Annotated in this window: 23 protein-coding genes; 7 read left to right on the top strand and 16 right to left on the bottom strand. The window is 68.7% G+C overall.

The genetic code is table 11. The annotated features are described in order from the left end of the window. The first annotated feature begins 146 nt into the window (after positions 1–146). The 3 genes from A6A40_RS07510 to A6A40_RS07520 are packed head-to-tail and all read left to right on the top strand — an operon-like array spanning position 147 to position 2800. Positions 147–965: an enoyl-CoA hydratase gene (locus tag A6A40_RS07510; protein ID WP_063634855.1), complete on the top strand. Its 819-nt coding sequence runs from the start codon at positions 147–149 to the stop codon at positions 963–965. After that, entirely contained in the window at positions 962–1483 is a 522-nt protein-coding gene (locus A6A40_RS07515; protein WP_063634856.1) for a CoA-binding protein, read from the top strand. The genes A6A40_RS07510 and A6A40_RS07515 overlap by 4 nt, the downstream gene beginning before the upstream one ends. Before the next feature lie 21 nt (positions 1484–1504). After that, positions 1505–2800 carry an O-acetylhomoserine aminocarboxypropyltransferase gene (locus A6A40_RS07520; RefSeq protein WP_063634857.1) on the top strand — a complete coding sequence of 432 codons (1296 nt, stop codon included), beginning with the start codon at positions 1505–1507 and terminating at the stop codon, positions 2798–2800. A gap of 21 nt (positions 2801–2821) precedes the next feature. On the opposite strand, the gene A6A40_RS07525 is transcribed toward A6A40_RS07520, so the two are convergent. From A6A40_RS07525 to A6A40_RS07550, 6 genes are all read right to left on the bottom strand, one after another. Continuing rightward, the gene (locus A6A40_RS07525) at positions 2822–4063 is read right to left on the bottom strand and encodes an MFS transporter (RefSeq protein ID WP_063634858.1); all 1242 of its coding nucleotides are present in this window, start codon (positions 4061–4063) and stop codon (positions 2822–2824) included. Positions 4064–4210: 147 nt separating this feature from the next. Beyond that, entirely contained in the window at positions 4211–4630 is a 420-nt protein-coding gene (gene arfB / locus A6A40_RS07530) for an alternative ribosome rescue aminoacyl-tRNA hydrolase ArfB (RefSeq protein ID WP_014248092.1), read from the bottom strand. Then, on the bottom strand, positions 4627–5529 hold the full coding sequence (gene rsmA, locus A6A40_RS07535; protein ID WP_063634859.1) for a 16S rRNA (adenine(1518)-N(6)/adenine(1519)-N(6))-dimethyltransferase RsmA: 903 nt from the start codon (positions 5527–5529) through the stop codon (positions 4627–4629). Before rsmA ends, arfB begins: the two co-directional genes overlap by 4 nt. 56 nt (positions 5530–5585) lie before the next feature. Next, positions 5586–5894, bottom strand: a complete 309-nt coding sequence (locus A6A40_RS07540; RefSeq protein WP_063634860.1) for an AzlD family protein — start codon at positions 5892–5894, stop codon at positions 5586–5588. Further along, positions 5887–6633, bottom strand: coding sequence for an AzlC family ABC transporter permease (locus A6A40_RS07545; RefSeq protein WP_236783603.1), 747 nt, complete (start codon positions 6631–6633; stop codon positions 5887–5889). Before A6A40_RS07545 ends, A6A40_RS07540 begins: the two co-directional genes overlap by 8 nt. A 10-nt stretch (positions 6634–6643) precedes the next feature. After that, positions 6644–7528: an AraC family transcriptional regulator gene (locus A6A40_RS07550; protein WP_063634862.1), complete on the bottom strand. Its 885-nt coding sequence runs from the start codon at positions 7526–7528 to the stop codon at positions 6644–6646. A gap of 199 nt (positions 7529–7727) precedes the next feature. On the opposite strand from A6A40_RS07550, the gene A6A40_RS07555 reads away from it, so the two are divergent. Beyond that, complete coding sequence (locus tag A6A40_RS07555; RefSeq protein WP_063634863.1) at positions 7728–8282, top strand: DUF4405 domain-containing protein; 555 nt, start codon at positions 7728–7730, stop codon at positions 8280–8282. A 3-nt stretch (positions 8283–8285) separates the two neighbouring features. On the opposite strand, the gene A6A40_RS07560 is transcribed toward A6A40_RS07555, so the two are convergent. The 6 genes from A6A40_RS07560 to A6A40_RS07585 form a co-directional block, all read right to left on the bottom strand. After that, positions 8286–11750: a DEAD/DEAH box helicase gene (locus tag A6A40_RS07560; protein WP_063634864.1), complete on the bottom strand. Its 3465-nt coding sequence runs from the start codon at positions 11748–11750 to the stop codon at positions 8286–8288. Positions 11751–11938: 188 nt separating this feature from the next. After that, a complete protein-coding gene (locus A6A40_RS07565; RefSeq protein ID WP_063634865.1) occupies positions 11939–12604 on the bottom strand; it encodes a phosphatase PAP2 family protein in 666 nt (221 codons plus the stop codon). A 143-nt stretch (positions 12605–12747) separates the two neighbouring features. Then, the gene (locus A6A40_RS07570; RefSeq protein ID WP_063634866.1) at positions 12748–14142 is read right to left on the bottom strand and encodes a PleD family two-component system response regulator; all 1395 of its coding nucleotides are present in this window, start codon (positions 14140–14142) and stop codon (positions 12748–12750) included. Positions 14143–14184: 42 nt separating this feature from the next. Continuing rightward, positions 14185–14592 (bottom strand): response regulator, encoded by a 408-nt coding sequence (locus A6A40_RS07575; RefSeq protein WP_063634867.1) that lies wholly within the window; start codon positions 14590–14592, stop codon positions 14185–14187. 265 nt (positions 14593–14857) lie between these two features. Continuing rightward, entirely contained in the window at positions 14858–15574 is a 717-nt protein-coding gene (locus A6A40_RS07580) for a GGDEF domain-containing protein (protein ID WP_063634868.1), read from the bottom strand. A gap of 240 nt (positions 15575–15814) precedes the next feature. Beyond that, positions 15815–16816, bottom strand: a complete 1002-nt coding sequence (locus A6A40_RS07585) for a 2-hydroxyacid dehydrogenase (RefSeq protein ID WP_063634869.1) — start codon at positions 16814–16816, stop codon at positions 15815–15817. 109 nt (positions 16817–16925) lie between these two features. Between A6A40_RS07585 and A6A40_RS07590 the strand changes: the two genes are divergently transcribed. Together A6A40_RS07590 and A6A40_RS07595 are read left to right on the top strand one after the other, a co-directional pair. Beyond that, positions 16926–17783 (top strand): cell envelope integrity EipB family protein, encoded by an 858-nt coding sequence (locus A6A40_RS07590; protein ID WP_108546685.1) that lies wholly within the window; start codon positions 16926–16928, stop codon positions 17781–17783. A 172-nt stretch (positions 17784–17955) separates the two neighbouring features. Then, the gene (locus tag A6A40_RS07595) at positions 17956–18183 is read left to right on the top strand and encodes a hypothetical protein (protein ID WP_063634871.1); all 228 of its coding nucleotides are present in this window, start codon (positions 17956–17958) and stop codon (positions 18181–18183) included. Positions 18184–18331: 148 nt separating this feature from the next. Here the strand turns inward: A6A40_RS07595 and A6A40_RS07600 are convergent, their stop codons facing one another. Both A6A40_RS07600 and A6A40_RS07605 read right to left on the bottom strand, forming a co-directional pair. Beyond that, complete coding sequence (locus tag A6A40_RS07600; protein WP_063634872.1) at positions 18332–19651, bottom strand: replication-associated recombination protein A; 1320 nt, start codon at positions 19649–19651, stop codon at positions 18332–18334. 10 nt (positions 19652–19661) lie between these two features. Next, on the bottom strand, positions 19662–20027 hold the full coding sequence (locus A6A40_RS07605) for a hypothetical protein (RefSeq protein ID WP_146191549.1): 366 nt from the start codon (positions 20025–20027) through the stop codon (positions 19662–19664). A gap of 151 nt (positions 20028–20178) precedes the next feature. Between A6A40_RS07605 and A6A40_RS07610 the strand changes: the two genes are divergently transcribed. Continuing rightward, positions 20179–20424, top strand: a complete 246-nt coding sequence (locus A6A40_RS07610) for a hypothetical protein (protein ID WP_146191550.1) — start codon at positions 20179–20181, stop codon at positions 20422–20424. A 14-nt stretch (positions 20425–20438) separates the two neighbouring features. On the opposite strand, the gene A6A40_RS07615 is transcribed toward A6A40_RS07610, so the two are convergent. Together A6A40_RS07615 and rplQ are read right to left on the bottom strand one after the other, a co-directional pair. After that, positions 20439–21017 (bottom strand): YqaA family protein, encoded by a 579-nt coding sequence (locus tag A6A40_RS07615; protein WP_063634875.1) that lies wholly within the window; start codon positions 21015–21017, stop codon positions 20439–20441. Between the two features lie 154 nt (positions 21018–21171). Beyond that, positions 21172–21600: a 50S ribosomal protein L17 gene (gene rplQ, locus A6A40_RS07620; protein WP_063634876.1), complete on the bottom strand. Its 429-nt coding sequence runs from the start codon at positions 21598–21600 to the stop codon at positions 21172–21174. Between the last annotated feature and the right edge of the window lie 107 nt (positions 21601–21707).

Raw genomic sequence — 21707 nt, forward strand, 5'->3', positions numbered from 1 at the left:
TCGCTTCAGACAAAATTCTCTGTTGAAATTCCCGTCGCCCTGTCGTCTCATTGTCCCTGCCCTGCAGGTTCCCCGTGTCACCCGCTTTCCCGGCGCGTTAAGCTGCCGGCGGTGCGCAACCAAAGGAATACGGGAGGACAACGACCATGAGCGCCGCGGTTTCGACACAAGAGCCCCACCCCCCGCAGGATAAAGCGCTGGTCCTGCGCGAGGATCGCGATGGGGTCGCCACGCTGACGCTGAACCGGCCGAAGGCGCGCAATGCCCTGTCGATGGGGCTGATGGCCGCGTTGCAGGACGCGCTGGATGCGATCCACGAGGACAGCAGCGTCCGCGCCGTGGTGCTGGCCGGGGCCGGCGGCGCCTTCTGCGCCGGCCATGACCTGAAGGAGATGCGCGCCGCCCCGTCGCGCGAGCTGTACGAGGCGCTGTTCACCCAGTGCTCGCGCCTGATGCTGACGATCAACCGCGTCCGCCAGCCGGTGATCGCCAAGGTGCGCGGGGTGGCGACCGCCGCCGGTTGCCAGCTGGTGGCGACCTGCGATCTCGCCTATTGCGAGGAGGATGCGCGCTTTGCCACGCCGGGGGTGAATATCGGGCTGTTCTGCTCGACGCCGATGGTGGCGCTGACCCGCGCGGTCGGGCGCAAGGCGGCGATGGAGATGCTGCTGCTGGGCGACCTGATCGACGCGGAGGAGGCGGAGCGCATCGGCCTCGTCAACCGCGCGGTGCCGGCCGAGCAGCTCGACGAGGTGGTGGAGGGCGTCGCCGCCAAGATCGCGTCGAAGTCGCCGCTGACGCTCGCCACCGGCAAGGAGGCCTTCTACCGCCAGATCGAGCTGGATGCCGAGGGCGCCTATGCCTATGCGGCCAAGGTGATGACCGAGAACATGATGGCCGAGGATGCCGCCGAGGGCATCGACGCCTTCCTGGGCAAGCGCACCCCGGTCTGGTGCGGCCGATGAGCGCGCAAGGGATCACGGAGCCGGCCGACTATACCGATGCCTTCCTGCGCGGCGTGCTGGACGGCACGAAGAGCATCGCCGTGGTGGGGGCCAGCGCCGACCCGGTGAAGGCCAGCTTCTTCGTGATGAAGTATCTGCGCGACAAGGGCTATACGGTCATCCCGGTCAACCCGAAGATGGCGGGCCAGACCATCCTTGGCCTGCCGGTCTATGCCAGCCTCAAGGATCTGCCGGAGCCGCCGGACATGGTCGACGTCTTCCGCAACTCCGCCGCCGCCGGCGGGGTGACGGACGAGGCCATCGCCGCCGGGGCCAAGGTGGTGTGGATGCAGCTGGGCGTCCGCAACGACGAGGCGGCGGCGCGGGCGCAGTCCGCTGGTCTGACCGTTGTGATGGACCGCTGTCCGAAGATGGAAATCCAGCGCCTCTATGGCGAGATCGGCCGGATCGGCGTCAATTCCAACCTGCTGGTGACGCGCCGCTTGGCGCCGACGAAATCGTTCAAAAAACTGATCTGATAAATTGGGGGAATCACACAGATGACTGAACAGAAGAGCTTTGGCTTCGAAACCCGCGCCATCCATGCCGGCGCCGCTCCCGATCCGGCGACCGGCGCGCGGCAGACGCCGATCTACCAGACCACCAGCTTCGTCTTCGAAGACGTCGACGACGCCGCCTCGCTGTTCAACCTGCAGAAGGTCGGCTTCATCTATTCCCGCCTGACCAACCCGACGGTGGCGGTGCTGGAGGAGCGGCTGGCGAACCTGGAGGGCGGCGCCGGCGCCACCGCCACCTCGTCGGGCCATGCCGCCCAGCTGCTCGCCCTGTTCCCGTTGATGGCGCCGGGCGACCACATCGTCGCCTCGAAGAAGCTCTATGGCGGCTCGCTGAACCAGCTCGGCATCAGCTTCCCGCGCGCCTTCGGCTGGCAGCCGAGCTTCGTCGACACCGATACGGTCGACAACGTCAAGGCGGCGCTGACCGAGAAGACCAAGGCGATCTTCGTCGAGAGCCTCGCCAACCCCGGCGGCGTGGTGACGGACATCGAGGCCATCGCCCGGATTGCCGACGACGCCGGCATCCCGCTGATCGTCGACAACACGCTGGCCACCCCCTACCTGATCAACCCGATCCAGTGGGGCGCCACGCTGGTGGTGCATTCGACCACCAAGTTCCTGTCCGGCAACGGCACCTCGGTCGGCGGCGTGGTGGTGGACAGCGGCAAGTTCGACTGGAGCAAGTCCGGCAAGTTCCCGGCGCTGAGCGAGCCCGATCCCGGCTATCACGGCCTGCGCTTCCACGAGACCTTCGGCCATCTCGCCTTCACCATCCACGGCCATGCCGTGGGCCTGCGCGACCTGGGGCCGAGCCAGGCGCCGATGAACGCCTTCCTGACGCTGAACGGCATCGAGACGCTGCCGCTGCGCATGCAGCGCCACGCCGACAGCGCGCTGACGGTGGCGCGGTTCCTGGAAAGCCATCCGGCGGTCAGCTGGGTCAGCTATGCCGGGCTTGAATCGTCGAAGTACAACGCGCTGGCGAAGAAGTACCTGCCGCGCGGTGCCGGTGCGGTGCTGACCTTCGGCGTCAAGGGCGGCTTCGAAGCCGGCGTGAAGGTGGTGGAGAGCGTGGAGCTGTTCAGCCACCTCGCCAACATCGGCGACGCCCGCTCGCTGATCATCCACCCGTCCTCGACCACCCACCGCCAGCTGTCGGCGGAGGCCCAGGCCTCGGCCGGCGCCGGCCCCGAGGTGATCCGCCTGTCCATCGGGCTGGAGACGCCGGAGGACATCATCGCCGACCTGGATCAGGCGCTGAACAAGACGCTGGGGTAAGTTATCCGAACCGGCGGCGGGTCACTCCGCCGCCGGCAGCGGCGCCGCGACGGGTTCGGCCTTGCGGCGGTCGTCGGGCAGCAGCAGGGCGGCGGCGAAGGCCAGGGCGGCCAGCGCCGACAGCGTCAGGTAGAGCATGGTGAATTCGCTGGTGCGCTCATAGACCCAGGCGACCAGTTGCACCGCCAGCGGGCCCGCGCCGAAGGACAGGATGTATTTGGCGCCGAAGGCCAGCCCGCGATGCTTGTCCGGGGTGTAGCGGGCCAGCAGCATGTTCTCCGCCGGGATCTGCGTCTGCGAGGCGATGACGACCAGCGCCGCCGCCGCCACCAGCGGCAGGTCGGCCAGCACCGCGACCGCGGCCATCAGCGGAATCTGAGCCAGCAGACAGAGCGTGTAGACCCTTTTGAGCGAATGGCGGTCGGCCAGCACGCCGCCGATCATCTGCGGCAGGGCCGAGATCAGGTAGACCGCCGTCACCAGCCCGCCGACCCCCAGCGTGCCGCTGCCGAGCCAGCCGCCCAGCCGCGCCTCGAACAGCTTGGGCAGCACCACCTGCATGGCGTTGAAGATCAGTCCGGCGCAGACCATGGTCAGCGACAGCACGAAGAAGGCGCGCACCACATCGCCGCGCGACGGCTTGGGCTGCGGCTTCAGGTCGGCATGGCGGTCCTGGACGATGCCGGTCATCAGCAGCAGGGCCAGAACGGCACCCATCGCGATGCAGAGGACGCCGGGGATGATGAAGGCCATGCGCCAGTTCAGCCAGTCCGTCAGGCTGCCGGCGACCACCGCGGCGGTGGCAACGCCGAAGGTGCCGAACAGGCCGAGCCAGCCCATCGCCTTGCCGCGATTCTCCGCATTCGCCATCATCCAGGCCATGCCGACGGGGTGGTAGATCGATGCCCCCAGCCCGAGCAGGGCCAGCGACCACATCAGCATCTCCGGCCCGTTCGACAGCCCGGCCAGCACCGCCCCGCCGCCGGTCATCAGGTAGAAGACCGCCATCATGCCAGCCGAACTCCAGCGGTCGCCCAGCCAGCCGGCCAGCGGCGCCCCCAGCCCGATCATGAAGGCGCCCAGCGTCCACAGCCGGATCAGCTCGTCATAGGAGAGCTTCCACTCGGTCTCCAGCGCCAGCACGATGGTGAGGAACAGCGCAGATACGATGTGCATCAGCGTGTGCCCGACCCAGGCGAAACCGACCGACAGACGGGCCGAGGTCGGCGACGGCAAGGCGGCGCTGGCGGATGGATGACTCATCGAACGTCTCCGGCCCCGGATTTGTCGTCGCGGGGGAATGTTTCACGGGCAAGCGATGGGAAAGGCTGGCACGGGATGGTTGAACCGTCCAATGCACCTGTCTCATGGCGGGCATGCCCGGAAAGCTCCGGCGCAGTCGGCAACCGGTCAGTCGTTAACGTTCCCGCGCATCTTCTTCACCTCCGACCGCTTGGCCTTCCCTTCCAGCCGCCGCTCCTTGGAGCCCTTGGTCGGTTTGGTCGGACGGCGGGGCGGCGGCGGCGGGGCGGCGGCGTCGCGGATCAGGTCGATCAGGCGCTCGCGGGCGTCCTCCCGGTTGCGGATTTGCGAGCGGTGGCGGTCGGCGACCAGGATCAGCACGCCGTCCTGGGTCAGGCGCGACCCGGCCAACCGCTCCAGCCGGTAGCGCACCGGATCGGGCAGGTTGGGCGAGCGGCGCACGTCGAAGCGCAGTTGGACCGCCGACTCCGTCTTGTTGACATGTTGTCCGCCGGGGCCGGAAGCGCGGACGAACTCCTCCTGCAACTCGCTTTCGTCCAGGCTGATGCGGGGGGTGACCCGGATCATTCAGCCCTCTCCGACGGAGGCTCCAGAGGATGACGGGCGCGGAAGGCACGGGCGAGCGCGGCGAAGCCGGCGACGTCGATCTCCTCGGCCCGCGCGGTCGGGGCGAGGCCGGTCTCCTCCAGCAGGGCTTCGGCGTGGCCCAGCGACTTCAGGCTCTGACGCAGCATCTTGCGGCGCTGGCCGAAGGCGGCGGCGGTGACCTGCTCCAGCGCGCGCCAGTCGGCCGGCTCCGGGTTGGCCCGCGGGGTCAGATGGACGACCGTCGATTCGACCTTCGGCGGCGGGGTGAAGGCGCGCGGCGGCAGGTTGAACAGCACGCGGGCGTCGGAGCGCCATTGGGTGATGACCGACAGCCGGCCATAGGCCTTGCTGCCCGGCTTCGCCACCAGCCGGTCGGCGACCTCCTTCTGGAACATCAGCGTCAGGCTGACATAGGCCTCGATGCGCGCCAGCCAGCCGAGCAGAAGCGGCGTCGCGACGTTGTAGGGAAGATTGGCGACGATGGCGCGCGGGGCGGGAGCGAGGTCCTCCGGATCCACCGTCAGGGCGTCGGCCTCGACGATCGACAGGCGGCCCTGGGACGCCTCGATCACGTCCTGCAGCGCCTCGATGAAGCGGCGGTCGCGTTCGATGGCGATCACCTTCACCGCGTCGGTCGCCAGAAGCGCGCGGGTCAGTCCGCCGGGACCGGGTCCGACCTCGATGGCGGTGGTGCCGGCCGGCAGATTGGCCGAGCGCGCGATCCGTCCCGTCAGGTTCAGGTCGAGCAGGAAATTCTGCCCCAGCGACTTGCGAGCCTCCAGCCCGAAGCGCGCGATCACGTCGCGCAGCGGCGGCAGGGCGTGCGGGTCGAAAGCGGCGGCGGCGGGAGCGGCGGGGGCGGAGATCGGGTCGGTCATTCCCGACTTATAGGCATCCCCCGCGCGCTTCACCAGACGGCAGTTTGCAGCAGTGGTTACAGCAGGCGGCGCAGCAGCACGACGGTGGCCACGCCGCCCGCCACCGCGACCACCATCGGCACCCGCCGGGCGATCAGGCAGACGCAGGCGGCGGCCAGGGCGTCGGACGGGCGCGAGAGGGCGGCGGGCGTCACCAGCGCCACCAGCACCGCGCCCGGCGTGGCCTCCAGCGCCGCATTGGCCGCCGGGCCGAGACGTACCCGCGCCACCAGCCACGGCCCGCCGATCCGGGTCATCCAGGTGAGGAGCGCCCCGCCCAGCACGATGGCGAAGACGTTCCAATCCAGTTGCAACGACTCAAGCATCGGGCGCCCTCCCCGGCCACCTGGCTTGAGCGGCGGCAACGGCGCCGCCCGCCAGCGCACCGGCGATGATGTGCCAGGTCCCGCCGGGCGACAGCGCATGGACGGCCAGCGCGGCGGCGGCACTCGCCAGCCAGGGCGGCAGCGAACCCACGCCGCGCCAGAATCCGGCAAGCAGGCAGAGGAAGACGGCGATGAAGGTGAAATCCAGTCCCCAGGCGGTGGGATCGGCGATCAGGGCGCCGGCCAGCGTGCCGGCCACCGTGCTGGCCAGCCATGCCAGATAGAGCGTCGCCGCCACCCCGTACCAGTAGGCCAGCGTCAGCTCCGGCCCGCGGCGCAGCGCCAGCGCCCATTGCTCGTCGGTCATGAAGAACAGCGCCAGACCGGCCCGCGCGTGCGGGATGCCGCGGAAGCGCGGCTCCAGCGTCGCCCCCATCAGCAGGTGGCGCAGGTTGACCAGCAGGATGGCACCGACCACTGCCAAGCCGGCGCTGCCCCCGCTGCCAGTCTTGGTCAGCAGTTCGACGGCGACGAACTGGGAACTGCCGGCGAAGACCAGTGCGCTCATCAGCCCCATGTCCAGCGCCGACAGCCCGGCCTTGGCGGCGAGGCTGCCCAGCAGGAAGCCGAAAGGAACCGCACCCGCCACGATGGGCAGGCAATGGACGACACCTGCCGCGAACTCCTGCCGCGGGGATGCCGGTATGGCGATGCTGTCCATGCTCGTATGCTTGCTCATGGGCGGCACGCTAGGCGGCCGCGGCGGCGCCGTCTTGGATGGGATTGCTGCCGCGCCGGTATTGGCCGGGCGAGACGCCGACACGGCCCTTGAACACGCGGTTGAAATGCGCCTGATCGCAGAAGCCGCAGGCCAGCGCCACATCGGCCAGCGCCAGAGGCCCGATCAGCATCCGCTTGGCTTGCGCGACCCGGCGGTCGGTCAGATAGCCGTGCGGGGTCGTTCCCACCGCCGCGCGGAAGACGCGCAGCAGATGGAAGCGGCTGAGCCCCGCCGCCGCCGCCAGATCGGCCAGTTCAACCGGGCTGTCGAGATGGGCGTCCAGATACTCCCGCGCGCGGCGAACGGCGGCCGGTTCCCGCCCCGCCTCGCGCGGGCGGGCGGTCAGGTCGCCGTGGCGCAGGGCCAGCGCGGTGAAGGCGCGCAGAGCATCGGTGTCGGTGCGCAAGGGTTCGCGATGCGGCCCCTCCAGCCCATGGTGCAGGCCGCGCAACAGCTGGAACAGCTCGGGGTCGTCGAGTTCGGTCGCGGCGAAATGCGGCGTGACCGACCGGCCGAGCGCGTCGGCCATCGCTTGCCCGAACAGGGCCACCGATGGATAGAACATGCGGTAGGCATAGCCGTCCTCGGCCGGGCGGCCGTCGTGCAGAATCTCCGGGTCCAGAACCACGACCTGCCCGGCCCGCGCCGCCCGCTCGGCACCGCGGCAGCGGTACAGCTCGGTCCCGGCGGTGATGACGCCGACCACATAGGTCTCATGCGTGTGCGGCGCGTAGCTGTGGCGCTGGAAGCGGGCGTTCAGGCATTCCATGCCGTCAAAGCGCGCTTCCCGCCACAGCCGGGCGAAGTCGCCGCGGACCGCCGGAGTCTCCAACAGTGCGGATTGCTGGTCCATGCCGCAGTCTAACAGGCGGGAACGGCGCTCGTCTTGGACAGGATTGCGAAAGCGGGGTCTCGGCGGAGCCCCTGAACATTCCTTTCGTCCACCTACGGTTACAAACGGATACAAAGAACACGCTTGCAGGTTATCAAGCAGTTACAGTCGGGCGCGATCCTTCCGGAAAATCGAGACATCAACCGGAAAGACGACCGCCATGACCACCATCGACACCCCGAACCGGACCGCCGGAAAGAGCCGGGTCTCATTCTCAAAGACCATGACCCGCGACGTGGTTACCCCCGTCACCATCGTCACCTTCGTCGTGTCCACCGTGACCGGCATCATGCTGCTGCTGCACTGGAACACCGGGCTGGTGCGCTTCTCCCACGAATGGTTGAGCGTGCTGTTCTCCGCCATCGCGCTCTGGCATCTGGTGAAGAACTGGCGCGCCTTCGCCGGCTATCTGAAGCGGCACGCCGCCCAAGCCGCCTTCATTGCCAGCATCGTCGTGTCGGTGGTGTTCACCGGCATGACCGGCACCACCGGCGGCGGCGGCGTCAATCCGGGGGCGGTGTTCGGCGCGCTGTCGGGCGCCACGCTCGAAGCGGCGGCGCCGGCGCTGGGGCTGCCCGCCGACAAGGCGGTGGAGGTGCTGAAGGCCGCGAACATCCAGGCCGCACCGGGCGAGACGCTGACCGTCATCGGTGAGCGCGCCGGCAGGACCGGGGCGGCGGTCGCCAGCATGCTGGCCGCCAAACGGCCGCTCTGACGCCTACTCCTCCTCGCCGTCGCCCAGCAGATAGTCGATGTCGCCGCCGTCGAGAGCGCTGACCAGCCCCTTGCCCTCGATGGTGGCGGCGGACAGGCTGCCCTTGCGGCGCTGCAGGTCGAGGATGCGCTCCTCCACCGTGTTGGCGGCGATCAGCTTGTAGACGAAGACCGGCTTGTCCTGGCCGATGCGATAGGCGCGGTCGGTCGCCTGATCCTCGGCGGCGGGGTTCCACCAGGGATCGTAATGGATCACCGTGTCGGCGGCGGTCAGGTTCAGGCCGCGGCCGCCCGCCTTCAGGCTGATCAGGAAGACCGGGACCTCGCGGTTCTGGAAGCGGTTCACCGGCAGGGCGCGGTCCAGCGTGCGGCCGGTCAGCTCGACATAGGGAACCGCAGCCTTCTCCAGCTCCAGCTTGATCAGGTCGAGCATGGTGGTGAACTGCGAGAAGATCAGGATGCGGCGGCCTTCCGGCACCATCTCCTTCACCATCTCGGTCAGGGCGGCCAGCTTGGCGCTGTGGCGCCCCTTGCCGCCACCTGCGCCGCCCAGCGATTTCAGCAGGCGCGGGTCGCAGCAGACCTGACGCAGCTTCAACAGCGCGTCGATCACCGCGATGGCGTTCTGGCCCAAACCCTTGCCGCTGGCGGCCAGCGCCGCGCGCACCGTCTCGTTCACCGACAGGCGGATGGTCTCGTACAGGTCGCGCTGGTCGCGGTCGAGGTCGATGCGCACCACCACCTCGGTCTTCGGCGGCAGCTCCTTCGCCACCGCCTCCTTGGTGCGGCGGAGCAGGAAGGGGCGGATGCGGCGCATCAGCAGGTTGGCGCGGGTGTTGTCGCCGCGCTTCTCGATGGGCACGCGGTAACGCTTGCCGAAATCCTTGCGGTCGCCCAGCAGGCCCGGCATCAGGAAGGCGAACTGGCTCCACAGCTCGCCCAGATTGTTCTCCACCGGAGTGCCCGACAGGCAGAGCCGGTGCCTTGCGGGCAGCGCCGCCACCGCGCGGGTCGCCTTGCCGTCGGGGTTCTTGATCGCCTGCGCCTCGTCCAGGACGATCATGTGCCAGGTCAGCCGCTTCAGCAGGTCGATGTCGCGCGCCACCACGCCATAGGTGGTGACGACGATGTGGGCGCGGTCGAGCTCGGACAGCTTGCCATGGCGGTCGATGCCATGCAGCACCACGACGCGCAGATGCGGGGTGAAGCGTTCCGATTCCGCCACCCAGTTGGGCACGAGGCTGGTCGGCACCACAACCATGCAAGGCTCGGTCAGCCGGCCCTCATGCTCCTCCATGGCGATGTGGGCCAGCGTCTGGGCGGTCTTGCCCAGCCCCATGTCGTCGGCCAGGATGCCGGCGACGTTGTTGGCGCGCAGGCTCTGCATCCAGGCCAGCCCGGAGCGCTGATAGTCGCGCAACTCGCCCCGGAAGCCCGGCGGCGGGGTCATGTCGCCGGGCATCTCGTCGGCGCGCAGGCGCTGGAGATAGCCGTCGATCTGCGCCGTCTCGTCGCCGCGCCGGGCGATCAGGTCGTCGATGTCCAGCAGGGAATCGGCCTCGGCCAGCGGCACCTTCAGCCGATCGCCGCTGCTGCGCCCGCTGTCGAGCATCGCCTCCAGAACGCTGAGCAGCCGCTCGATGCGCTCGGCCGGCAGGGCCAGGACGTTGCCGTCGTCGAGAACGATGTGGGCGCGCCCGTCGATGATGCGGGTGGTCGACAGGCCGCCCTTCTCCACCAGCCGGGCGAGGATCGGCAGCAGAGGCTGACGCTCGCCGTCGATCTCGACGCCGACATCCAGGTCGAACCAGCCGTCGCCGGCATCCCGCACCGCGACCTCGACCTCGGCCCCCGGCTCGATCACCTTGGTGCCGAAATCGGCGCCGACCTCCATGACCCAGCCGGCCTTGGTCAGGGCCGGAACCTCCGTCGTGAGGAAATGCTGCCAGCGCTCCTCCACGTCGCGGCCGGTCAGCCAGTGGACCCGCGCACCGCGGGCGTTCAGGGCACCCTTGGGCGGCTCGATCCGCGCCTGGGCGAAGCCGAGGCCGGACAGCCGGTCCAGCGCCGCCTGCTCGTCGGCCTTGTCGCGGCGGACGAAGGTGACGTCGCCGAACTCGTCCTCGTAGCGGGCGAACTGGCGCTGATCGTCGGGTTCGATCTCCACCGGGCGGCCGGGCTCGCCATAGTCGAAGGACAGGCGCAGCACATCGACCAGCCCGTCGGCCGGCGTCACCACGCGACCCAGCCGGGCGACGATGCGCGGCGACCTCTCGACGATGGCCGCGGCGGCGTCGGCGCCGCTGCGCACGCCGGGAATGCCGGTGTCGCGGAAGCTGGCCGCCGGCATCGGCGGCGGTGCGGTGATGCGCGGCATCGACGCGACCCCGCCGCGCGACGGGCCGAACAGACGGGACGGCGTCGCCTTGGATGGAACCGGCGGCGGCACCGGCGCGGGCGGCACCGGCTTGGCCTTCGGCACCTCCACCACCTGGAGATCGACCGGGAAGACGGTTCCGGTGGCGCTGTCGACGCACCAGTAGGATTGGCCCTTCACCAGCACGCTGCGTTCGGGCAGGCCGGTCGGGCGCAGCTTGCGGGTCGCGGGATCGCGGAAGGTGCGGACGGTGCGGCCCGGCGCCTCGGCCAGCGGGGTGCCGTCGCGCCAGCGCAGCCGCCCGGTGGAGAGCAGGCGGCGCAGCAGGCGGTCCACCGCCTCCCCCCGGCTCTTGGCGACGGGCGTGCGCTCGGTCCCGCCGCCGCCGAGCAGGCGGGCGATGGCACGGTCGGCGTCGCCGTCGAGCGAACGTGGCGCCTTCGCCAGCACATCGCGCGGCGTGGCGGGGCTGCTGTCGGCCGATCCCTCCGCCACGAACTCCGCCAGGATGTAGCAGGCGACATCGCCCTGCCCCGGCTCAAGCGTCCAGCGCAGGCTGCGCACCGGCTCCGGCTTCGGCGCGGGCGGCGCGGGCGGAGGCGGCGCCACGCTGCGGATCGGCGGCGGGACCGGCGCGCGGACCAGCGACAGCGGCGGTTTGGGTGCGGGAGGAGGCGGGGGTGCGACAGCAGGAACTGGAGGAGGAGGCGGGGGTGGCGCGATCGGCGCCTTGACGTCGGCGACGTCGAACAGTGAGGCGCGGCGCCATTCCGGGCGGCTTTCCAGCGCCAGCATCGCCGCCGCAGCCATGTGGGCGCAGGCGTTGCGGCCGCAGGTGCAGCTGCGGTCGAGCACGATGCCGCGCTTGCCCTGCACCGGATACACCGTCACCCCCAGCCGGCGGCCGAGATCGCTGACCTCCGCCTTGATCCGGTCGCCGCCGGGGGGCCCCAGCGTCACCGCGCCGGTCATCATCAGCGTGCGGCCGCGTTGCAGCGTCTTGGCATCGAAGACGCGCGTCAGGTCCTCCTGGGCGAAGGGGACGGCGGCGCCACCCGAAGGGCCACGCGGCAGGGCATCGAATAGCGACATGCGGTGCGGAAGTGACCTGGCCGGAACGGAACGGAAACGGGGCGTCGGTATAGGACCTTGCGCCGCGCGACGCAAGCCCCTGGCTCACGCTTGCGGGGGTGCCGGGCTTCCGGGGGCTCGAGCCTCCGGATCACGCGCGACCGCCCGTCATACCACAGGACGCCGCCGGCTTCATCCCGATTGGTGGCTTATCCTCGGGCGCCTGGGAAGACCCGGCCGGCCAGTTCGCACAGCCCGGCGCCGCTGCCGAAATGATGGGCGACGCGGCGGATGGTCCCCTCGACGAAGGACGGGTCGCCGGCATGGACCAGCAGCGCGAGGCCGAGCGCCAACGCTCCGACCAGCCAGGGCGACACACGCAGGTGCGGCGCGCCGTCCTTTCGGCTGGTCCACAGGAACAGCAGGACCGACAGGCCGCCGATCAGCAGACCGGCCACCACCTCCGCCCCCGAATGGGCCGACACCGCGACACGGGACGCGCCGATGGCCAGCACCAGTGCGACCGACGCCAGCGGCAGCCCCACCCTGAGCCAGACGGAGCCGGCGTTGCGCGCCGCCAGCGCCGCCACCGAGCCGTAGAAGACGGCGGCGAAGGCGGCATGACCGCTGGGGCTGACGAAGCGGTCGCCGGCGAACAGCGAGGGAAACAGCGGAAAGTCCGGCAGGCCGCAGCCATGCCCCACCAGCTTGAGCACCACCATGGTGCCGAGGCAGAGCGACAACGCCAGCAGCCAGCGCAGCGCGAGCGGCGCCGAATGGCGACGCCAGAGGGCTGTCGCATAGAGGGCGGAAAGCGGAACGAGAAGGCTGCTGCTGCCCAGATGGGTGATGGCGCCGCTGGCGGTGGCGAACATCGGGCCCCCATGGATGGCGATGGAACGAACGGCTTTGCCAGATGGTGCGACGCAGCACGGGCAGCAAGATCACCTGGAAGGATCATTCACCACCCCTTTTTCTCCGACCGGACGGGCGGAGACGGGAGCGGAAGAGCCTGCCCCTACCCCTCCACCTGATCGGCGCGCGCGTCGCCGATGACGCAGTTGCGGCCCGACCGCTTCGCCTCGTAGAGCGCCTCGTCGGCGCGGCGGATCAGTCCCTCCGCCGTGTCGCCCAGCCGGCCGCCGATGGAGATGCCGATGGAGACGGTCACATTGATGTCGCCGCGGTCGTTCGATACGGCAAAGGGGGTGTCGGCGATGCGCGACCGCAGGCGCTCCGCGACGATCAGCGCGGCCTCGCCGTCGGTATCCGGCAGGATGACAATGAACTCCTCGCCGCCCAGCCGGGCGACGAGATCGAAGGTGCGCAGGTTGCGGCTGGCGCGCGCCGACACCTCGCGCAGCACCTCGTCGCCGCTGGCATGGCCGTAGGTGTCGTTGACGACCTTGAAATGGTCGATATCGAACATCAGCACCGACACCGGCTTGTGGCTGTCGATGGCGCGCTCCAGCAGCCGCGGCAGATGGGCATTGACGTAGCGGCGGTTGAAGACGCCGGTCAGGCTGTCGGTCAGCGCCATCGACAGGCTCTGCTCGTAATTGGAGCGCAGCCGTTCCTGGTAGCGCTTGCGCCGGATCTGGGTGCGGGCGCGGGCCAGCAGCTCGTTCCGGTCGACCGGCTTGACGACATAGTCGTTGGCGCCAAGCTCCAGCCCCTTGGCCACCTGCGCCAGATCGCCCTCGTCCACCATCAGCAGGATGGGGACCTGCCGCGTCCGCTCGTGTGAGCGCAGCTGCGAACAGAGCCGCAGCCCGTCCTCGTTCAGCAAGGTCAGGCTGACGACCACGAGGTCGAGTTCGCTGCCCAGCGCGCGCTCCAGCGCCTTGGCGCAGGTGTCGGCCGACATGACCGTGTTGTGGTCGCGCCGCAGCGTCTCCGTCACCTTCTCCAGGTCGAGCATGGAATCCTCCAGCACCAGCACGGTTGCGTGCTCGAAGGATTCGCTCAGCATGGTGCCGCTGCGTTCGATGACGCCGAACTGGCCGGACGTGCTTTCGCGCAGGCGCCATTCGTCCATCATCATCTTCAGGCGGACCAGCGAGCGCACGCGCGCGAACAGAGCGATGTCGTTCACCGGCTTGGTCAGGAAGTCGTCGGCACCGGCCTCCAGCCCGCGCACGCGGTCGGCGATGTCGGACAGCGCCGTCACCATCACCACAGGGATGTGCATGGTGGCGGGATCGGAGCGGATCTTCTCGCAAACCTCGAAGCCGTCCATGCCCGGCATCATCACATCCAGCAGGACGATGTCCGGCGATTCCCGCCGCACCATCTCCAGCGCGTCCGGCCCGTTGTACGCCGTCAGCACATTGAAGTACTCGCGCGTCAGTTTCGCCGCGAGCAGCTTCACATTGGGCAGGACGTCATCGACGACAAGGACACGCGCGGACATTGGAAGGTAAATTCCTGCAGAATTGCTACAGAGAAAACCGACTCACCCAAGAAACTTCTTGATGGTCTCGAGAAACTTCACGACTGAAATGGGCTTCGCCACATAATCCTCGCATCCGCCCTGACGGATCTTCTCCTCGTCACCCTTCATCGCGAAGGCGGTGACTGCGACGACGGGGATCGATTTCAGGTCCGGATCGTCCTTGATCCAGCGGGTGACCTCCAGCCCCGACACTTCGGGCAGCTGGATGTCCATCAGGATCAGGTCGGGATGATGCTGGCGGGCCAGCCGCATCGCATCCATGCCGTCCCGGGTCTGCAGCGTGTCGTAGCCGTGCGCTTCGAGCAGGTCATGAAAGAGCTTCATGTTCAGCTCGTTGTCCTCGACGATGAGGACGGTCTTCGTCGGCTTGGCACCGGCCAAGGATGGACCGCCCGGCTCCGCTGACATGCATCCTCCCCTGGGTCTGGCCCCTGCCCTCACGCCGTCCGATACCCGGATGCGCCTGCCGTTCCAAGATCGGACGGCGGGCGGGCGTGCGGCATCGCCCTCCGGTATACCCCCTTTCTGAATAGGTCGCGACGGTTAAATAGTCGTTACGCGGCCAATGGACGTCGCCCCTAAGGCTGTCCATCGCCCTGTCCGGATAGGAAAAAGCCGCCCGCGACGGACGCGGACGGCTTCGTGCCGGCATTCGCGGGGTGGGCGCCGCGTCTCAGGCGGCGCGCTTGGACTTGCGCTTGGCGTCGCGGCGGCGGGCGCCCTTGGCGCCGTACATCATGGCGTCGGCGCGGCGCATCACCTCGTCCTCGCTGTCCGCGGCACCATAGGGTTGGGTGCCGACGGAGAAGCGGACCGGCAGGCTGTGCCCGCCCCACTCCACATGGCTGGCGTCGGCGATGGCTGCCAGCTGGCGGGCGCGGGCGAGGCCGCTGGCGGTGTCGGTGTTGGTCAGCAGCACGGCGAACTCGTCGCCGCCCAGCCGGGCGACCACATCCTCCTGGCGGACATTGCCGACGATCATCCGTGCGATCTGCCGCAGATAGGCATCGCCGGCGACATGGCCATGGGTGTCGTTGATCGCCTTGAACCCGTCCAGGTCGATCATGACCAGCAGGCCGCCGGCGGTCCCGGTGCGGCGGGCCGAAGCCAGTTCGCGGCGGAAGTGGCTGTAGAAGCCGCGCCGGTTCAGCAGGCCGGTCAGCTCGTCCGTCATCGTCAGGCTTTCGAGGTAGGCGATGCGCTCCTGCAACTCGGCGATCGTCTCCTTGGCCTCGGAGAGCAACGCGATCGTCTCGTCCAGCGTCTGGCGCTCGGTCCCCCGCAGAAGCCCGACGCGCGAAGCCAGCGCGACCGGGGACCACCCTGCCGGCACGTCGAAACGGTCGGAGGCGTGATGCTTCAGGTCCAGGGCGGCGACGATGGCGTTCATGGGGTCGGCTCCTCTGATGAAGGTCGGAACACTTCAACCTCACTCAAGCAACCCCCGTGCCAATCCGACACACCCGCAGATACCAAGCATTTTATCGATCGGCGGAGAATTGTGCCTGCCGATCACCGGCCGGACATGGAGAGTCTTTCCCACCCGGCCGGCATCTTCTGCCCACCGCCGCCCATTCGAGGCAGGAAATCCCTGCCGGGCAACGACCGACGGCGCTTGTCATGGGGCGGCTCATACCACCCGGTCGGGCGCCGGGCGGCCGGCCATCACCGCGTCGATGTTGTCCAGGGCCTTGAAGCCCATGGCATTGCGCGTCTCCACCGTGGCGCTGCCCAGATGCGGCAGCAGGAAGGCATTGGGCAGATCGCGATAGCCGGGATGCAGGTTCGGCTCGTTCTCGAACACGTCGAGCCCGGCCGCCGCCAACCGTCCCCGCTTCAGCGCGGCGATCACGGCCCCGTCATCCACCACGCTGCCGCGGGCGGTGTTGACCAGGATCGCGCCCGGCGGCAGCCGCCCGATCCGCTCGGCGTTCAGCCAGTGCCGGGTCTCCGCCGTTGCGGGGAAGTGGAGCGACAGCACATCGCAGACCGACAGCATCTCTTCCGGGTCGGCATGGTAGATGGCGCCCAGTTCCAGCTCCGGCGGCAGGCGGCGGCGGTTGCTGTAGTGGATCGCCATGCCGAAGGCGCGGGCGCGGGCCGCCACCGCCTGTCCGATGCGGCCCATGCCGACGATGCCGAGCCGCTTGCCGCCGACATGGGTTCCCATCAACTGGGTCGGGGTCCAACCGGTCCAGGCATTCGCCCGGATCATCCGCTCCCCCTCCGACGCGCGGCGCGCCGCACCCAGCAGCAGGAGCAGCGCGATGTCGGCGGTGGCGTCGGTCAGCACGTCGGGCGTGTTTGTCACGGTCAGGCCGCGGTCCCGCGCCGCCTCCAGGTCGATGTGGTCGGTGCCGACCGAGAAGGTCGCCAGCACCCGCACCCGTTCCGGCAGGGCGGCGATGGCCGCGGCGTCGAGCCGGTCGCCGGCACAGCACAGAACCGCGTCGGCCCCCGCCTCCGCGGCACGGGCGGCAATCTCCGCCCCGCTGAACGCCCGATCCTCCGGGTTGAGGAGCGCACGGTAATCGCGCGACGCCCGCGCCTCCACCGCGTCGGGAAGGCGGCGGGTCAGCAGCAGCACCGGACGGGCGGCGGCGGGCGGCGGGGTCTCGGCAGGGCTTGTCATTCCGGCTGTTCCCTTCCATTGATTAGGAATCAAGGGTGGCGGCTCTTTCGGACCGCAGCAAAAACACCCATACTTCACCCAGAGCCGTCAATCACCTGTGGATCCCGTCTTGCTCGACCGTCTCTCTGCCCTGCCGGCGACCGTCGGCACGGTCCTCGCCACCGCCGTCACCGCCGGTGCCCTCCTCGCGGCCACTCCCGTCCTGGCACAGCCGGCCGCCACCTCGATGGCGGCGGTCGCGGCCAAGATCCAGCCGCACCGGGCGATCTACGCCATGTCGCTGGGATCGGCGCGCAACGGGGCGAAGGTCAGCGACGTCCGCGGCCGCATGATGTTCGAATGGGCCGACGCCTGCGACGGCTGGACGACGGAGCAGCGCTTCCAGCTGCGCTTCGTCTACAGCGAAGGCGACGACATGGCGATGAACACCAACTACACGACGTGGGAGGCCAAGAACGGCCTGCGCTACCGCTTCAACGTCCGCAAGCTGGTGAATGGCGAGTTGGACGAGGAGGTGCGCGGCGAGGCCAACCTGCAGGCCGACGGCGCCGGCACCGCCCAGTTCACCAAGCCGGAACCGCAGGAGATGGAGCTGCCGGCCGGCACCATGTTCCCCACCGCCCACACGCTGGCGATCCTCGACCATGCCGAACGGAACGAGCCCTTCTTCACCCGGACCATCTTCGACGGATCGGACGCCGAGGGGCCGACCGAGGTGTCGACCGTCGCCGGCAAGCCGGGCGCGCCGAAGGAATCCGGCAAGGATCCGCTGCTGAAGGTGGGCAAGTCCTGGCCGATCCGCATGGCCTTCTTCCCCCTTCAGAGCGATTCGGCGCAGCCGGAGTATGAGATGAGCCTGCGCCTGCTGGAGAACGGCATCGCCGAGTCCATGCAGATCGACTATGGCGATTTCACCGTCAACGCCGTGCTGGAGAAGATCGAGGCGCTGCCAAAGTCGGGCTGCTGAACGGGCGCCGGTCCGTGACATTCGCGCGCGTATCATCGCATCAGGCGGAAGACCGATGGTTTCCCTGTTGATCGCGACTCGTTGCTGCGCTTAACTGTCCGTTGGATTTTGCGCAACAGGCCGATCCGCCCCCATTCCGGGGGACGGGCCGCCGTCCAAGGGTTTATCCGTCATGAGCAAGAAGCATGTCCAGATCGGGCAGGTTTTCCAAGCGGTCGGCACGGCCGGCGGCCGCGGCTGGCGGGTGACGGCGACGGTCAACCTGCTGGGCATTCCCCACGCCCGCGTCGTCAGCACCGAAGACGACGGCGTGTCGAAGACCCTGAGCTGCTCGGTCCTGGCCGACACCAGCCACTACCGCCTGATCGCATCGGCACCGCAGGGCGGGATGGCGGCGTAATCTTTTCGCCGGAAATCGCTGTTTTACGGGAGCACCCGACCCCCTCCCTAACCCTCCCCCACCTTTGGTGGGAGAGGGAACTGCGCCTGATATGGAAACTCTCCCCGCTCCCGCAAAGCGTGGGAGGGAGGGGGCTAACGCCGAGCCCCTACTCCTCCCCCCGCCGCTCCCGCAGCTTGGCCCAATAGTCCAGCCGCTTGCGCAGGTCGCGCTCGAAGCCACGCTCCACCGGCTGGTAGAACGCGCGGCGCGCCATGCCCTCGGGGAAGTAATTCTGGCCGGAGAAGCCCTCCGCCGTGTCGTGGTCGTACTCGTAGCCCTTGCCGTAGCCGATGGTCTTCATCAGCTTGGTCGGCGCGTTCAGGATATGTTTGGGCGGCATCAGCGAGCCGGTCTCCTTCGCCGCGCGCACCGACGCCTTGTAGGCGGTATAGCCGGCGTTCGACTTCGGCGCCGTCCCCAGATAGATGACCAGCTGCGCCAGGGCCAACTCGCCCTCCGGGCTGCCCAAGCGTTCATAGGCCTCCCATGCGGCGATCGCCTGGGTCAGCGCGTTGGGGTCGGCCAGACCGATATCCTCCACCGCGAAGCGGGTCAGGCGGCGGGCGATGTAGCGCGGATCCTCACCACCATCGAGCATGCGGCTGTACCAGTAGAGCGCCGCATCGGTGTCCGAGCCGCGCAGCGACTTGTGCAGCGCGCTGATGAGATTGTAATGCCCTTCCTGCGCCTTGTCGTACAGCGGGGCGCGGCGCTGGATGGTGGCGGCGAGCGCGTTGGTGTCCAGAACCGTCCCGCCGGGCAGCGCGAACAGTTCCTCGCACAGGTTCAGGCAGAAGCGGCCGTCGCCGTCCGCCATCGCCTTGACCGCTGCGCGCGCGTCGGCATCCAGCGGCAGGGGGCGGTCCATCTCCGCCTCCGCCCGCGACAGCAGCTTTTCAAGCGCCGCATCGTCCAACCGGTTCAGCACGAACACCTGGGCCCGCGACAGCAAGGCGGCGTTCAGTTCGAAGGACGGATTCTCGGTGGTGGCGCCGACCAGCGTGACGGTGCCGTCCTCGACGAAGGGCAGGAAACCGTCCTGCTGGGACCGGTTGAAGCGATGGATCTCGTCGATGAACAGCAGAGTGCCCTGCCCCGCCACCCGCCGGGCGCGGGCCGCGTCGAAAACCTTGCGCAGGTCGGCGACGCCGGAGAAGACCGCCGACAGCGGTTCGAAATGCAGGTCGGTGCTGTGGGCCAGCAGGCGGGCGATGGTGGTCTTGCCGCAGCCGGGCGGCCCCCACAGGATCATGGAGGCCAGCCGCCGCGCCGTCACCATGCGGCCCAGCGGTCCGTCGGGCTTCAGCAGATGGTCCTGCCCGACCACCTCGTCCAGCGCGCGCGGACGCAGCCGGTCGGCGAGTGGACGGGGAGCCGCCGCAGAGAACAGCCCGGCATCCCCGCCCGACTCGCCGCGTTTTGCCATGGCTGCCGCCTCAGCGCACCGAGGTGCAGCGCTGGTAGCACTGCTTCAGCTGGTAGCTGCAGTTGTCGGTCGGGCTGAAGGGGGTCGAATCGGTACGGTCGATGCCGCCCTGGTTGCGCGCCGCCACCGAATCCATGCAGACATTATGGCTGCGCTCGCACTGGGCCTGGCAGGAGGCGCCGGCACCCGTGCCGCCATCGAGCCGCAGCGACTGATCGTCGGCGCCAGCCCGCGGGGTGGACGGTCCGGGGACCACGGTGACGGTGGGCGCCGGGCCAGAGGAGGGGCGCGCAGCCGGATCGGCGCAGGCCGACAGACCGAGCAGAGCCACGGCCAGAAGCGGGGCGATGAGACGGACCGGACGGAACATAGCCACGACGGCTCCTATTCTTCTTGTTGTGAGGACGGCCGCGGGCATGGCGGAATGCCACACCCCTCTGGACCATCCCCCGTTCGCCCCCCACTATGCCGATATCAGCATCAAGAAGGGAATGACTGAAATGACACCGGAATCGGACGGCAGATCAATGCGCACCCCGCCGCGCCACCGCTCCCTGCGGCTGCTGCTGGCGCTGCTCGTCCTTGGTCTCGTCATGCTGGGTTCGCGCGCATTGGCACTGCCCAACATCGGCATGGCCGAGATGATCATCCCGATGCTGGGCGGGCTGTTCGTGGCCGCCGCCATCGTCATGATCGTACGCCGCGACCGTGCCGATCGCGATGCCCTGCCCCCGTCCCGGCGCAACAGCCAGGACCAGGGCATGCCGGACTGATCGGGTGGTCCCGATCAGACGAACTTGAAGCTGAGCAGGCCGCCGACCACCACGACCAGCAGGACGGTGGCCACCAGCATCAGCCGCTTTTCGATGATCTGCTGGACCTGCGGCCCATAGAAGTGCAGCAGGATGGCGATCATGTAGAATCGCGAAAAGCGCGCGACGATCGAACAGAGGATGAAGACCGTCAGGTCGAGATGGGCGAATCCGGCGGTGATCGTCAGCAGCTTGTAGGGGATCGGCGTCACCCCCTTCAGGATCAGGAACCAGGGGCCGAATTCGGCGAACATTTCCTGGAAATGCTGGAACGACTCCTGCGCGTTGTAGAAGTCGATGATCATCCGCCCGACGCTCTCGAACAGATAGAAGCCCAGCGCATAGCCCAGCAGCCCGCCCAGCAGCGACGCCAGCGCACAGATGTTGGTGTAGAACCACAGCTTGTTCCGCTTCTCCAGGCACATCGGCACCAGCATCACGTCCGGCGGCAATGGGAAGAAGGAGCTTTCGGCGAAGGAGATCGCCGACATCCACCAAACGGCATCGTCGCGGGCGGAAAGGCGCTGGAGGCGCGTGTAAAGAGAACGCAACATTTGACCGGCCACATAAGAGAAAACCCTTCCTTCGGGTAATCCCCGAAGGAAGGGTCTAATATATCACCGATATCGGCGGTTCCGTCCCGTGCGACAGAGGATACTGAGACCCGATGCCGCACAGGGTCGAAGACCGGCGCGATGCCCGGCGATGTTACTCGGCGGTCTCGCCTTCGGCCTCGGCGGCGTTCTGCGTCGGGCCGGAGTTCTGGCCCTTGGCGGACACGTCACGGTCGACCAGCTCGAACACGGCCATGTCGGCGGCGTCGCCATAGCGGAAGCCGGCCTTCAGGACGCGGCTGTAGCCACCCTGGCGGTCCTTGTAACGGTCGGCCAGGACGGTGAACAGCTTGGTCACCGTCTCGTTGTCGCGCAGCTGGGCGAACGCCAGGCGGCGGTTGGCCAGGCCACCCTTCTTGCCGAGCGTGATCAGCTTGTCGACGATCGGACGCAGGTCCTTCGCCTTCGGCAGGGTGGTGGTGATCTGCTCGTGCTTGATCACCGCATTCGCCATGTTCGAGAACATGGCCTTGCGGTGGCTGCTGGTCTTGCTGAACTTACGTCCCGAAACGCCGTGACGCATGGCGGTCCTCCTTCATGGCATGGCCCCCCTCGGGGAGCCGATCGTGAACCCCGCCGCCCAGTCGCATCGTTTGGTACGCAACGCTGGTACGGCTTGCGGGTCGGGCC

Source organism: Azospirillum humicireducens (genome assembly GCF_001639105.2).
Taxonomy (GTDB): domain Bacteria; phylum Pseudomonadota; class Alphaproteobacteria; order Azospirillales; family Azospirillaceae; genus Azospirillum; species Azospirillum humicireducens.

Bases quoted from the DNA above. Each gene is read 5' to 3' on its own strand.
- A6A40_RS07510 (WP_063634855.1), top strand. From the start codon at position 147: ATGAGCGCCGCGGTTTCGACACAAGAGCCCCACCCCCCGCAGGATAAA.
- A6A40_RS07515 (WP_063634856.1), top strand. From the start codon at position 962: ATGAGCGCGCAAGGGATCACGGAGCCGGCCGACTATACCGATGCCTTC.
- A6A40_RS07520 (WP_063634857.1), top strand. From the start codon at position 1,505: ATGACTGAACAGAAGAGCTTTGGCTTCGAAACCCGCGCCATCCATGCC.
- A6A40_RS07525 (WP_063634858.1), bottom strand. From the start codon at position 4,063: ATGAGTCATCCATCCGCCAGCGCCGCCTTGCCGTCGCCGACCTCGGCC.
- arfB (WP_014248092.1), bottom strand. From the start codon at position 4,630: ATGATCCGGGTCACCCCCCGCATCAGCCTGGACGAAAGCGAGTTGCAG.
- rsmA (WP_063634859.1), bottom strand. From the start codon at position 5,529: ATGACCGACCCGATCTCCGCCCCCGCCGCTCCCGCCGCCGCCGCTTTC.
- A6A40_RS07540 (WP_063634860.1), bottom strand. From the start codon at position 5,894: ATGCTTGAGTCGTTGCAACTGGATTGGAACGTCTTCGCCATCGTGCTG.
- A6A40_RS07545 (WP_236783603.1), bottom strand. From the start codon at position 6,633: ATGAGCAAGCATACGAGCATGGACAGCATCGCCATACCGGCATCCCCG.
- A6A40_RS07550 (WP_063634862.1), bottom strand. From the start codon at position 7,528: ATGGACCAGCAATCCGCACTGTTGGAGACTCCGGCGGTCCGCGGCGAC.
- A6A40_RS07555 (WP_063634863.1), top strand. From the start codon at position 7,728: ATGACCACCATCGACACCCCGAACCGGACCGCCGGAAAGAGCCGGGTC.
- A6A40_RS07560 (WP_063634864.1), bottom strand. From the start codon at position 11,750: ATGTCGCTATTCGATGCCCTGCCGCGTGGCCCTTCGGGTGGCGCCGCC.
- A6A40_RS07565 (WP_063634865.1), bottom strand. From the start codon at position 12,604: ATGTTCGCCACCGCCAGCGGCGCCATCACCCATCTGGGCAGCAGCAGC.
- A6A40_RS07570 (WP_063634866.1), bottom strand. From the start codon at position 14,142: ATGTCCGCGCGTGTCCTTGTCGTCGATGACGTCCTGCCCAATGTGAAG.
- A6A40_RS07575 (WP_063634867.1), bottom strand. From the start codon at position 14,592: ATGTCAGCGGAGCCGGGCGGTCCATCCTTGGCCGGTGCCAAGCCGACG.
- A6A40_RS07580 (WP_063634868.1), bottom strand. From the start codon at position 15,574: ATGAACGCCATCGTCGCCGCCCTGGACCTGAAGCATCACGCCTCCGAC.
- A6A40_RS07585 (WP_063634869.1), bottom strand. From the start codon at position 16,816: ATGACAAGCCCTGCCGAGACCCCGCCGCCCGCCGCCGCCCGTCCGGTG.
- A6A40_RS07595 (WP_063634871.1), top strand. From the start codon at position 17,956: ATGAGCAAGAAGCATGTCCAGATCGGGCAGGTTTTCCAAGCGGTCGGC.
- A6A40_RS07600 (WP_063634872.1), bottom strand. From the start codon at position 19,651: ATGGCAAAACGCGGCGAGTCGGGCGGGGATGCCGGGCTGTTCTCTGCG.
- A6A40_RS07610 (WP_146191550.1), top strand. From the start codon at position 20,179: ATGCGCACCCCGCCGCGCCACCGCTCCCTGCGGCTGCTGCTGGCGCTG.
- A6A40_RS07615 (WP_063634875.1), bottom strand. From the start codon at position 21,017: ATGTTGCGTTCTCTTTACACGCGCCTCCAGCGCCTTTCCGCCCGCGAC.
- rplQ (WP_063634876.1), bottom strand. From the start codon at position 21,600: ATGCGTCACGGCGTTTCGGGACGTAAGTTCAGCAAGACCAGCAGCCAC.